Consider the following 12,696-nt stretch of genomic DNA (forward strand, 5'->3'; position numbering starts at 1 on the left):
CGGCGGTCTGCCGCCGGGGTCGCCTTGTCGGTTGAGGAGACCGGACCATGAGCAACCCGCCCGCCGGGAGCGAACGCCCCGGCTCCAGCGACGATTTCGGCAACGCCATCCCGTTGACGACGAAGATCGCGAATCTGGTGATCGCCGTCGTGCTGATCGCGATCGCCGCGTCGGCCATCGCCGCAACCTCTGATTTTCCGAAAAGCATGCTTGCCGCCGATGTCGGCGCCGCGCGCTTCCCGATCATTCATTCCGGCGCGCTGATCCTGCTGTGCCTGATCCTGATCGCCAACACGCTGCGCGCCCCCACCGCTCCCGCCGCGGATGGGCAGGCGCGGGTCGGCATTGCCGGCTATGCCGGTGTCGCGCTGGGCATGCTGGCGACCGCCGCCTGCATCGCCGCGATGGAGCATGTCGGCTATGGCCCAGCCACCGCCGTCTACATGGCCGTCATCATGGCGCTGATGGGACAGCGCAGCCCGGTGTGGAATCCGGTGCTCGCCGTCGGGGTGACCGCGCTGGTCTACGGCGTCTTCCATTACATGCTGCAGGTGCCGCTGCCGGTGGGGAGCCTGTTCGAATGACCCCCGTTCCCCACTCCGTCGCCACCCCCTGCCCGGTGGGAGACAGCCGCCATGCATGAACTCGACCTTCTGATGGGCGGCTTCGCCACGCTGGCCTCCAACCCGCTGGCATTGCTGCTCGCCCTCGTCGGCGTGGCGCTGGGCATCGTCATCGGCGCCCTGCCCGGCCTTACCGCCACCATGGGCGTCGCCATCCTGCTGCCCTTCACCTTCGGCATGGACCCGGTGTCCGGCCTGCTGATGATTTCCGGCGTCTTCTTCGGGGGCGTCTATGGCGGGTCGGTGACGGCGATCCTGCTGCGCATCCCCGGCACCCCCGCGGCGGCGGCCACGGCGATGGATGGGTTCGAGCTGACCAGGAAAGGCATGGCCGGCGTGGCTCTCGGCACGGCGACGCTGTCCTCCTTCCTGGGCGGAACCGCCAGCATCATCGTGCTGATCTTCATGGCGCCGATCCTGGCCGGCTTTGCCCTTGAGTTCAGTGCGCCGGAAAGCTTCGCGCTGGCCGTCTTCGGATTGAGCATCATCGCCAGCATCTCCGGCCGTTCGGTCATCAAGGGACTGATCGCCGGCTTCCTGGGGCTGCTGATCGCCACGGTCGGCATGGACCCGATGGACGGATTTCCCCGCTTCACCGGCGGCTATACCGAGCTGTTCAACGTCCCCTTCATCCCGGTGATGATCGGGCTGTTCGCCGCGGCCGAAGCCTTCAAGACGCTGGAGGACCCGAAGGTCCGCCTGGGCATGGCGGCGGCGCTGGGCCGCATCCTGCCGGATTGGCCGACCTATCGCCGCATGCTGGGTACGGTGGCGCGCTCCTCCGGCCTCGGAATTGTGATCGGCATCATTCCGGGCGCCGGCGCCGACATCGCCGCCTATGTCGCCTATAACGAGGCCAAGCGGTTCAGCCGGACGCCGGAGAATTACGGCAAGGGCGAACTGGCCGGTGTCGCCGCGTGCGAAGCCGGTGCCAACGGCTGCACCGGCGGCGCGCTGCTGACCATGCTGACGCTGGGCATTCCGGGCGACGCGGTGACCGCGGTTATGCTGGGTGCGCTGACGCTGCAGGGGCTGCAGCCGGGACCCCTGCTGTTGAAGGACCATGCGGACCTGGTCTTCACCCTGTTCGCCGGCATGCTGTTCTGCTACGTCGCCATGCTGGTCATCGGTTTGGGATCGCTGCGCTTCATGGGCCGGGTCCTGCAGATGCCGAAGTCGGTGCTGACGCCGGTGATCCTGGTCCTGTGCATCGTCGGCACCTATGCCATCAACAACAGCCTGTTCGACATCGGGATCATGCTGGCGGCGGGTGTCGCCGGGTACTTCATGCAGAAGTGGGACTTCCCGGCCTCTCCGGTGGTGCTGGCCCTGATCATGGGACCGATGGCGGAGGCCAATTTCCGCCGGGCGCTGTCGCTGTCGGGCGGAAGCTACGACTTCCTCTATACCCGTCCGATCACGGTGGTGCTGCTGTCGGTCGCCATCCTGACCCTGCTGCTGCCGCTGGTGAAGCGCTGGCGCGCACACCGGATGGAAAGCCGGCGGCCCGGCGCCACCAGTCCCCAGAACCAAGCCTGATGATAAGGAACCTGTCTATGTTCAACGATCTGAACGGCCGCCGCGTCCTCATCACCGGCTCGACCCAGGGGATCGGTCTGGCCGCGGCCCAGGCATTCGCCCGCTGCGGCGCCAAGGTCGGCATCAACGGCCGCAAGGCGCCGGCCGATCTCGGCCCCACCCTGGCCGCGATGGAGCAGGCGGGCGGCGAAGCCGCCTTCTTCCCCGGCGACCTGAGCGACAGCGCCGCCTGCAAAGCGGTGGTGGACGCCTTCGTCGAGCGGTTCGGCGGGATCGACGTTCTGATCAACAATGCCGGCGGGCTGGTCGCCCGCAAGCCGCTGGAGGAGATCGACGACGAATTCTTCGACGCGGTGACCGACCTGAACGCCCGTTCCGCCCTGATGACCACCAAGCACGCCCTGCCCCATTTGCGGCAATCGGCCAAGGACAGCGGGCAGACCGCATCGGTGATCCTGGTCGGGTCGGTCGCCGGATACACCGGCGGCGGGCCGGGTGCCGGGCTGTATGGGGCGGCCAAGGCGTGGCTGCACAACATCCAGAAGAACTGGGTCGCCTTCCACACCAAGGAGGGCATCCGCTTCAACACCGTGTCGCCCGGCACCTTCGACACCGCCTTCCACGCCGACAAGGACGAGGCAGCCAAGGCCCGCGTGTCCACCGGCATCCCGATGGGCCGCTTCGGCAAGCCGGAGGAATGCGCCCCGACCTTTCTGTTCTTCGCCTCCCACGCCTGCTCGGGCTATATCACCGGGCAGATTCTGGACGTGAACGGCGGCCAGTTCATGCCGTAAAGCGCCGGGCCGGCAGAGGACTGCAGGACAAGCACCGCTCCACGCTGTTGTCGGATGACACGGGCAGGAGATGGACGACCATGGCCACGCAGATTCCCTTGTCGGAGGACAGCAGCGCGATCGATCCGGCACTCGACGCGCTGCGCAACGACCATACGCACGAGATCGCGCCTGACATCGCCTATCGGCGGCTCGGCATCGTCAATGTGGTGTTCTGGGGGCCGCCGCGAGCCGGCGACCGCGAATGGGTGCTGATCGACACCGGACTGATCGGCACCAAGGGCTTCATCCGCAGCGCGGCGGCGGAGCGGTTCGGCCGCGATTCCCGCCCCGCCGCCATCGTCATGACCCACGGCCATTTCGACCATGTCGGGACCTTGGAGGATCTGGCGGAAGAGTGGGATGCCCCGGTCTACGCCCACCCGCTGGAACACCCCTATCTGAACGGCCGCGCCGCCTACCCGCCCGGCGATCCGTCGGTCGGCGGGGGCGCGATGGCGGCGCTGGCGCGTCTCTACCCGCGCAAGCCGGTGGATGTCGGATCTCGCCTGCGTGCCCTGCCGGAGGATGGATCGGTGCCGGTCATGCCGGGCTGGCGCTGGGTTCACACGCCGGGGCACAGCGTCGGCCATGTCTCCTTCTGGCGGGAGCAGGACCGCTCGATGATCGTCGGCGACGCCTTCGTCACCACGGGGCAGGAGTCGGCATATGCCGTCGCGGTGCAGCGGGCGGAAATGCACGGACCGCCCATGTACTTCACGGTCGAGTGGGACAAGGCCAAGGATTCGGTCGCTCGGTTGGCGGCCCTTGAACCGGAGTTGGTCATCACCGGTCATGGCGAACCGATGCACGGAGCGGAGATGCGGGCCGCCCTGCACCGGCTGGCGGACGAGTTCGATAGCATCGCCGTTCCGCGGCAAGGCATCTATCTGGAAAAGCCGGCACGGGCGGAAGACCGCAGCGCCTATCGCATGGCCTGAACCTCTTGAGCGAAGCAAAAACCCCCGCCGGAGCGATCCGGCGGGGGTTTCGTCATTCACCGCTGCGTCCGGCTATCAGGCCGGGACGGCGACCTTGTCCGCGACTTCCTGAAAGGCCGGGATCTGGTCGAAGTTCATGTAGCGGTAGATGTCGGCGGCGGCCTGGTTCACCACGCCGACCTGGGCCAGATACTCCTCGTTGGTCGGGATCTTGCCCAGCAGCGCCGCGACGGCGGCCAGTTCGGCCGACGACAGGTAGACGCGGGTGTCGATGCCCAGACGGTTCGGGAAGTTGCGGGTCGACGTCGAGATGGCGGTCGAGCCCTTGCGGACCTGCGCCTGATTGCCCATGCACAGCGAGCAGCCCGGCATCTCCATGCGGGCGCCGGCCTTGCCGAGGGTGGCGTAATAGCCTTCCTCGGTCAGCATCATCGCGTCCATCTTCGTCGGCGGGGCGATCCACAGGCGGGTCGGGATGTCCGACTTGCCGTTCAGGATCTTCCCCGCGGCGCGGAAGTGGCCGATGTTGGTCATGCAGGAGCCGATGAACACCTCGTCGATCTTGTCGCCGGCAACCTCCGACAGCGTCTTCACGTCGTCCGGATCGTTCGGGCAGGCCAGGATCGGTTCCTTGATGTCGGCCAGATCGATCTCGATCACCGCGGCATACTCGGCATCGGCGTCGGGCTTCAGCAACTGCGGATCGGCGATCCACGCCTCCATCGCCTTGATGCGTCGCTCCAGGGTGCGCGCGTCGGCGTACCCGTTGGCGATCATCCACTTCATCAGCGTGATGTTGGAGGTCATGTACTCGATGATCGGCTCCTTGTTCAGGAGCACGGTGCAGCCCGCCGCCGACCGCTCGGCCGAGGCGTCGGTCAGTTCGAACGCCTGCTCGACCTTCAGATCCGGCAGACCTTCGATCTCCAGCACGCGGCCGGAGAAGATATTCTTCTTGCCCTTCTTCTCGACGGTCAGCAGGCCGGCCTTGATCGCATAGAGCGGGATGGCGTTGACGAGGTCACGCAGGGTGACGCCCGGCTGCATCTCGCCCTTGAAGCGGACCAGCACCGATTCCGGCATGTCCAGCGGCATGACGCCGGTGGCGGCGGCGAAGGCGACCAGACCGGAACCGGCCGGGAAGCTGATGCCGATCGGGAAGCGGGTGTGGCTGTCGCCGCCGGTGCCGACGGTGTCCGGCAGCAGCAGGCGGTTCAGCCAGGAGTGGATGACGCCGTCGCCCGGACGCAGCGCCACGCCGCCGCGGGTGGAGATGAAGTCCGGCAGCTCGTGGTGCATCTTCACGTCCACCAGCTTCGGATAAGCGGCGGTGTGGCAGAAGGACTGCATCACAAGGTCGGCCGAGAAGCCCAGGCAGGCCAGGTCCTTCAGCTCGTCGCGGGTCATCGGGCCGGTGGTGTCCTGCGACCCGACCGTGGTCATCTTCGGCTCGCAATAGGTGCCCGGACGGACGCCCTTGCCTTCCGGCAGGCCACAGGCGCGGCCGACCATCTTCTGGGCCAGCGTGAAGCCCTTGCCGGTGTCGGCCGGGGCGGCAGGCTGGCGGAACAGGGTCGACGGAGCCAGCCCCAGCGCCTCGCGGGCGCGGGCGGTCAGGCCGCGGCCGATGATCAGCGGGATGCGGCCGCCGGCGCGCACCTCGTCGAAGATCACCTCGGACTTCACGGTGAACTCGGCGATGACCTCGCCGTTCTTCAGGGCCTTGCCCTCATAGGGGCGCAGCTCGATGACGTCGCCCATCTCCATCTGGTTGACGTCCAACTCGATGGGCAGCGCGCCGGCGTCTTCCATGGTGTTGTAGAAGATCGGGGCGATCTTGGTGCCCAGGCAGACGCCACCGAAACGCTTGTTCGGGACGAACGGGATGTCCTCGCCCGTGAACCACAGCACCGAGTTGGTGGCGGACTTGCGCGAGGAGCCGGTGCCGACCACGTCGCCGACATAGGCGATCAGGTTGCCCTTCTGCTTCAGCGCTTCCAGCTGCTTGGTCGGACCGCGCTGGCCCGGCTCGTCGGCCTCGATGCCCGGACGCGGGTTCTTCAGCATGGCGAGCGCGTGCAGCGGGATGTCCGGACGGCTCCAGGCGTCGGGGGCCGGCGACAGGTCGTCGGTGTTGGTCTCGCCCGACACCTTGAAGACGGTCAGCGTCATCGACGCCGGGACTTCCGGACGCGAGGTGAACCACTCCGCATCGGCCCAGGACTGCAGCACCGCCTTGGCGTTGGCGTTGCCCTTGTCGGCCAGTTCCTTGACGTCGTGGAAGAAGTCGAAGACCAGCAGGGTCTTCTTCAGGCCTTCCGCGGCGGCGGCGCCGCATTCGGCGTCCGACAGCAGGTCGATCAGCGGCTGGACGTTGAAGCCGCCGAGCATGGTGCCCAGCAGTTCGGTGGCCTTGACCTTGGAGATCAGCGGCGAGCTGTCGTTGCCCTTGGCGACGGCGGCCAGGAAGCCGGCCTTGACGCGGGCGGCGTCATCGACGCCGGCCGGAACGCGGTGGGTGATGAGGTCGAGGAGGAAGGCCTCCTCGCCCGCCGGCGGGGCCTTCAGCAGGTCGATCAGCTCCGACGTCTGCTTCGCGGTGAGGGGCAGGGCCGGGATTCCGAGGGCGGCGCGTTCGGCCGCGTGCTGGCGATAGGCTTCGAGCACGGCAGGGTTCCTCATAAATGAAAGGCCGGCCCTTGGATGGGAACCGTGAGACGGCCCGCTTGAACTCAGGTCGGGTTTATATGCCCGCTTAAATGAAAGCGCAAGGGGGCGCCCCGCTTACGTGAAGCGGGCAGGATGAAGCAGCCATTCTTTTTGCATTGGTATTACCGGCGCTTGGTATGACCACTTTGCCAACCCCGCTTTACTTCAGCGCGGCGGCTTGCTCCGGCGTCAGCAGGACGATGCCGTCCTCGTCGGCGAACAGGATGTCGCCGGGCCGGACGGCGGCGCCCGGCAGTTCGACCGGCACATCCACCAGCCCCTGGTCGCGGCGGGTGGAGGCGCGCGGGATCGGCGCCAGCGCCTTGATGCCGAGCGGCAGGGTCGCCAGTTCCGCCACGTCGCGGACGCAGCCCCAGATCACCACCCCGGCCCAGCCGTTCCTGACGGCCGAGGCGGCGATCATGTCGCCCATCAGGGCACAGCGCAGGCTGCCGGCGCCATCGACCACCAGGACGCGGCCGGCGCCGGGGGTGGCCAGCAGTTCCTTCACGCGGGAATTGTCCTCCAGGCACTTCACGGTGACGACCTCGCCTGCGAAGCGGGTGACGGCGCCGAAATCGCGGAAGCCCGGCAGGACGTAGCGGGCGTCGTCCTTGAACCGGTCGAACAGGTCGCAGGTCGGGGTGAAGGCGGTGGCGGTCTGATCGGTGCTCATCTGATCGGTGCTCATCTGATCGGCGCTCATGGGGGCTTGCTCCGCAGCGTGAACGGTGCAGGGACTTTCTCCCGTCACCTCTTGCGCCAAAGGCGGGCGGGAGGCAAGGGCGGCGCGCCGCGACGGCGGCAGGTCGGCGAACATGACGCAGGAGGCTTGCCGAACGTGCAGTCGACGCCCCGGCGGCCGGCGCCCATATTTCCGGAAAGACGAATAGAAACCGTGGTGTCCTCCATGAACACGCCGAAGATTGCCGCCGCAACCGCGGCCGGTGGGCTGACCCTTCTGGTCTCGGCCTGCGCCTCCGTCATCTCGCCCCCGCCGGTGGCGCAGCCCGACCCGGCGGTGCTGAGCACGCTCGAGCGCTACTCCGCGGGCGAGTGCAACCCGCAGACCGCGGCGGTGCTGACGGGGATGCATATTCCGGCCGGCGATATCCGCGGCCTGAGCTACGGCCTCTACCGCGACGAGTTCCGTGACGCCATCGTCCGCTGGGACGCCTGGGTCTATCTGAAGGACCAGCCCGGCTCCCTGGTGGTCACGTTGGACGAGGATTGCCGGCCGATCCAGGTCTACGCCCGCGGCGGGGCGACGCTGCCGGGCAGCCGGTGAACCTGCCACTCGATAGGGTGGACGGCCGGACGGATGGAACAGCGTGGAACAGGATCCCAGCTGTCGTTCCATGTTGCAACACCCCGCCCTTCCGATAAGAAGAGCATCGGGTGGATGGAACGTCGTGAAACATGATCCCTGCTGCTGTTCCATCTGGCCGGCCTCCGCATGCGGGTGGGAACTGCCGGATTTTATAGGACTTCCGTCCTTTTTGGCGCATTTGTTAAAAGGGACGCTGACTGCGACCCTACGCTATGAACCTCTGACCTGTCTTAACTATCGCCGGCCCGTGCCGACACCGTTTCAGACACATGCGCGTCCACGGCGCGGTCGTGGCGCTTCAGCCGTTCCTGCAACGTGTCGCCCATGCGCAGGGCCACGGCGATCGACAGGATATCGCCCAGCACCAGATGGGCGATGCGGACGGTCATCGGCGAATGGATGTCGAAATCGTCGGCGATGTCGGCGACGAGGCTGACGGTCGCCATCTCCGCCAGCGGCGAGCCGGAGCGGGTCAGCGCCACCACGTCGGCGCCGGCCTTGCGGGCGTTCCGCACGGCATCCAGGATGTCGCGGGTGCGGCCGGTGCTGGAGACCGCGACCACGGCGTCGCCCTTCGCCAGCGTCAGGGCGGAGGCGAAATAGACGTGGGAGTCGGTGTAGGCGACCGTCGGCATGCCCAGCCGGAAGAACTTGCGCTGGATATCCTCCGCCACCGTGCCGGAATTGCCGGAGCCGTAGAATTCGATCCGCCGTGCCGCGGCCAGAACATCGGCGGCGCGGTCCACCGCCTCGGCCGGCAGGTTGTTGCGCACCTGCATGAGCGTGGCGATGGTGCGGTCGAACAGCTTGCCGGCCAGCACCGCGCCCGGCACCGTCCCAGCCCCCACGCCGTCGGACTCCAGTTCCAAACCCGCGGACAGGTCCTGGTGCAGGAAGGGCATGCCGCCGGCGATGTCCTGCGCCAGCTTGATCTTGAACTCCCGGAAGCCGCGGCAGCCGAGCGCCGCGCAGAAGCGCGCCACCGTCGGCTCGCTCACCCCGACCCGGTCGGCCAGTTCGGCCATCGACAGGTTGATGACGTCGCCCGGATGGGCCATCGCATAGTCGGCCAGCTTGCGTTCCGATGGCCGGATCTGGTCGCGGACGGCGGCGATTCTCGCCAGCATTTGGGGGCTCTCCCTTCTGATTGTGGGTCAGCCTAGCACATGTAGCAAAGCTACATATACAGCGCTGCGAACGACCGATTAAGTCGCCCGGAGAAGACGTCCTTTCCGAGCCTTTCCAAGCTGCTGAACCTTGCCCTGCGACAAAATGTCGAGCCGGTTCGCCTTGTCGGGAAGCCCGTCCGGGGGTATGTAGTAAAACTACAGAGCGGGCGCAAACCACGGCATCCATCCATGGCATCTGCCGCCACCGGCCCGGGCTGAAAATATGACGTGTATCAACGAATCCGGCGCCCATCGCGCCTATGTTTCCAATCGCCCCGCCGGTTCGCGGGCACCACGAGACTGCCGACACGGCCTACGATCCGCGCCGACGTCTGAATCTCTGAGGAGTCATCATGGACACCCTGCTGATGGACGGACTTGCCCAGACAACGGAGCAGCAGTCCGCCGCCGACCCCTGGCGCGGCTTCGCCCCGGGCGTCTGGCGCCGCTCGGTCGACGTCCGCGATTTCATCCAGCGCAACCTGTGCCCTTATGAAGGCGACGCAGGCTTCGTCGCTGGCCCCACCGCCCGCACCACCGCGCTGTTCGCCAAGGTCACCGACCTGCTGAAGCAGGAACGCGCCGCCAAGGGCGGCGTTCTGGACGCCGACACCGAAGTCTTCGCCTCCATCACCTCGCACGCCGCCGGCTACATCGACCGGGAACTGGAAGTGATCGTCGGCCTGCAGACCGACAAGCCGCTGAAGCGCGCGATCATGCCGTTCGGCGGCTGGCGCATGGTCAAGACGGGGCTCGAGGCCTACGGCTACACCCCATCGCCGAAGCTGGAAGAGATCTTCCCGGCCCTGCGCAAGACGCACAATGACGGCGTGTTCGATGTCTACACGCCCGAGATGCTGCGCTGCCGCAAGTCCGGCGTCATCACCGGCCTGCCCGACGCCTATGGCCGCGGCCGCATCATCGGCGACTATCGCCGGCTGGCTCTCTACGGCGCCGATTTCCTGATCAAGGACAAGAAGGCCCAGCTCGCCTCGCTGGAGGTGAGCCGCATCGACGAGGACGTCCTGCGCCTGCGCGAGGAGATCTCCGAGCAGATCCGCGCGCTGAAGGAGCTGGTCCAGATGGCCGCCTCCTACGGCTTCGACGTCAGGCGTCCGGCCGCCACCGCGCGGGAAGCGGTGCAGTGGACCTATCTGGCCTATCTGGCCGCGGTGAAGGAAGCCAATGGTGCTGCGATGTCGCTGGGCCGGGTGTCCAGCTTCCTCGACATCTACATCGAGCGCGACCTCAGCGCCGGCGTCATCACCGAGGCGGAAGCCCAGGAGATGATCGACCATTTCGTGATGAAGCTGCGCATGGTCCGCTTCCTGCGCACGCCGGAATACGACCAGCTGTTCTCGGGCGACCCGACCTGGGTTACGGAATGCCTGGGCGGCATGGGGCTGGACGGCCGGACGCTGGTCACCAAGACCAACTTCCGCATGCTGCAGACCCTGCACAACCTGGGTCCGGCGCCGGAACCGAACCTGACGGTCCTGTGGTCGGAGAAGCTGCCGGACGGCTTCAAGCGCTTCTGCGCCGACACCTCGATCAAGACCTGCTCGGTCCAGTACGAGAACGACGACCTGATGCGCGGCTATTGGGGCGACGATTACGGCATCGCCTGCTGCGTGTCGGCGATGCGCATCGGCAAGCAGATGCAGTTCTTCGGTGCCCGCGCCAACCTGGCCAAGACGCTGATGTACGCCATCAACGGCGGCAAGGACGAGGTTTCGGGCGAGCAGATCGGCCCGGCCTTCGCCCCGATCACCGGCGACGTGCTGGACTATGACGAGGTCATGGCCCGCTTCGAGCCGATGATGGAGTGGCTGGCCAAGGTCTACATGAACGCGCTGAACGCCATCCACTACATGCACGACAAGTACATGTACGAGCGGATGGAGATGGCGCTGCACGACCGCGACATCCTGCGCACCATGGCCTGCGGCATCGCCGGCCTGAGCGTGGTGGCGGACAGCCTGTCGGCGATCAAGCACGCCAAGGTGAAGGTCATCCGCGACGCCAACGGCCTCGCCACCGATTTCGAGATCGAGGGCGATTACCCGGCTTTCGGCAACAACGACGCCCGCGTGGACGACATCGCGGTGTGGGCGGTCGAGCGCTTCATGACGGCACTGCGCAAGCAGAAGCCCTACCGGAACGCGATTCCGACGCAGTCGGTGCTGACGATCACGTCGAACGTCGTCTACGGCAAGAAGACCGGCAACACGCCGGACGGCCGCAAGGCCGGCCAGCCCTTCGCGCCGGGTGCCAACCCGATGCACGGGCGGGACAAGAAGGGCGCCATCGCGTCGATGGCCAGCGTGGCGAAGCTGCCCTATGCGCATGCGCAGGACGGCATCAGCTACACCTTCACCATCGTCCCCGGCGCGCTGGGTCGCACGGAAGACGAGCGGGTGAGCAATCTGGTCGGCATGCTGGACGGCTATGCCCACCAGGGCGGTCACCACATCAACGTCAACGTCTTCGACCGTGAGACGCTGCTGCACGCCATGGACCATCCGGAGCTGTATCCGCAGCTGACCATCCGGGTGTCCGGTTACGCGGTGAACTTCATCAAGCTGACGCGCGAGCAGCAGCTGGACGTCATCAGCCGGACGTTCCACGACAAGCATTGAGGACCGTCCGGACAGTTCGTCCAACGGCCAGGAACTCCGATCCGTCATCCCCGCCTTATCGGCGGGGGTGGCGAATTCGGAACGCGGTCCCCTGTGGACGACAGATTCTCAAACGGATGTTCTGCAATGACAAACGCCTACCCCCCGATCCGCCCCCCGAACGGCCTGGGGCCGGTTTCCGGCTGGATCCATTCGGTCGAGACCGGCGGCACGGTGGATGGGCCGGGGATCCGCTATGTGCTGTTCATGTCCGGCTGTCCGCTGCGCTGCCTCTACTGCCACAATCCCGACACCCAGCACATGCATGACGGGACGCGGACGACCTCGACCGAAGTCCTCGAAGACATCGCTCTCTACGCGGAATTCCTGAAACGTGCCCATGGCGGGCTGACACTGAGCGGCGGCGAGCCGCTGGTGCAGCCGGAATTCGCCGCCGCCATCCTGCGCGGGGCGAAGGCGCTGGGCATGCACACCGCACTCGACACCTCCGGCTTCCTCGGCAACCATGCCGACGATCATCTGCTGGAGGACGTCGATCTCGTCCTTCTCGACATCAAAGCCTTTTCCGAAAAGACCTACCGCCACCTGACCGGCGTTCCGCTGCGCCCGACGCTGGAGTTCGCCGAACGGCTGGCCGGGATGAACAAGCGCATCTGGCTGCGCTATGTGCTGGTCCCCAACCTGACCGACGACGCGGCAGAGATCGACGGGCTGGCCGAGTTCGTCGCCGGGCTGGGCGTGGTCGACCGGGTCGACGTGCTGCCCTTCCACAAGATGGGCGAGCACAAATGGAAGGCCTTGGGGCGCAAATACATGCTGACCGACACCGAACCGCCCTCCCGCGCGCTGGTGGAGCGGGTGCGGGGACAGTTCCAGGCGCGGGGGCTGCGGGCGGACTGAACCCGCAGCCCGG

General features: G+C 66.8%; 10 protein-coding genes. 7 read left to right on the top strand and 3 right to left on the bottom strand.

Annotation, left to right across the window (positions count from 1 at the left end; genetic code table 11):
- The first annotated feature begins 47 nt into the window (after positions 1-47).
- The 4 genes from B9N97_RS09415 to B9N97_RS09430 all read left to right on the top strand — a co-directional run bounded on the left by B9N97_RS09415 (position 48) and on the right by B9N97_RS09430 (position 3,936).
- A complete protein-coding gene (locus tag B9N97_RS09415) occupies positions 48-584 on the top strand; it encodes a tripartite tricarboxylate transporter TctB family protein (RefSeq protein WP_085085674.1) in 537 nt (178 codons plus the stop codon).
- Positions 585-635: 51 nt separating this feature from the next.
- Positions 636-2,162, top strand: coding sequence for a tripartite tricarboxylate transporter permease (locus B9N97_RS09420; protein ID WP_085085676.1), 1,527 nt, complete (start codon positions 636-638; stop codon positions 2,160-2,162).
- Between the two features lie 17 nt (positions 2,163-2,179).
- Positions 2,180-2,956, top strand: coding sequence for an SDR family NAD(P)-dependent oxidoreductase (locus B9N97_RS09425; RefSeq protein WP_085085678.1), 777 nt, complete (start codon positions 2,180-2,182; stop codon positions 2,954-2,956).
- Between the two features lie 80 nt (positions 2,957-3,036).
- On the top strand, positions 3,037-3,936 hold the full coding sequence (locus tag B9N97_RS09430) for an MBL fold metallo-hydrolase (protein WP_085085680.1): 900 nt from the start codon (positions 3,037-3,039) through the stop codon (positions 3,934-3,936).
- Positions 3,937-4,011: 75 nt separating this feature from the next.
- Here B9N97_RS09430 and acnB read toward each other — a convergent pair whose 3' ends face one another.
- Positions 4,012-6,603, bottom strand: a complete 2,592-nt coding sequence (acnB, locus tag B9N97_RS09435) for a bifunctional aconitate hydratase 2/2-methylisocitrate dehydratase (RefSeq protein WP_085085682.1) — start codon at positions 6,601-6,603, stop codon at positions 4,012-4,014.
- A gap of 202 nt (positions 6,604-6,805) precedes the next feature.
- Entirely contained in the window at positions 6,806-7,351 is a 546-nt protein-coding gene (gene rraA, locus B9N97_RS09440; RefSeq protein WP_244560634.1) for a ribonuclease E activity regulator RraA, read from the bottom strand.
- A 204-nt stretch (positions 7,352-7,555) separates the two neighbouring features.
- Between rraA and B9N97_RS09445 the strand changes: the two genes are divergently transcribed.
- A complete protein-coding gene (locus tag B9N97_RS09445; RefSeq protein WP_085085684.1) occupies positions 7,556-7,933 on the top strand; it encodes a hypothetical protein in 378 nt (125 codons plus the stop codon).
- Positions 7,934-8,205: 272 nt separating this feature from the next.
- On the opposite strand, the gene B9N97_RS09450 is transcribed toward B9N97_RS09445, so the two are convergent.
- The gene (locus tag B9N97_RS09450; RefSeq protein WP_085085686.1) at positions 8,206-9,102 is read right to left on the bottom strand and encodes a MurR/RpiR family transcriptional regulator; all 897 of its coding nucleotides are present in this window, start codon (positions 9,100-9,102) and stop codon (positions 8,206-8,208) included.
- Positions 9,103-9,497: 395 nt separating this feature from the next.
- Here B9N97_RS09450 and pflB point away from each other — a divergent pair, with 395 nt between their 5' ends.
- Both pflB and pflA read left to right on the top strand, forming a co-directional pair.
- A complete protein-coding gene (gene pflB / locus B9N97_RS09455; RefSeq protein WP_085085688.1) occupies positions 9,498-11,783 on the top strand; it encodes a formate C-acetyltransferase in 2,286 nt (761 codons plus the stop codon).
- A gap of 126 nt (positions 11,784-11,909) precedes the next feature.
- A complete protein-coding gene (gene pflA / locus B9N97_RS09460) occupies positions 11,910-12,683 on the top strand; it encodes a pyruvate formate-lyase-activating protein (RefSeq protein ID WP_085085690.1) in 774 nt (257 codons plus the stop codon).
- Positions 12,684-12,696: the final 13 nt, after the last annotated feature.

The sequence above is a fragment of the Azospirillum oryzae genome (assembly GCF_900177515.1).
Taxonomy (GTDB): Bacteria; Pseudomonadota; Alphaproteobacteria; order Azospirillales; family Azospirillaceae; genus Azospirillum; species Azospirillum oryzae_A.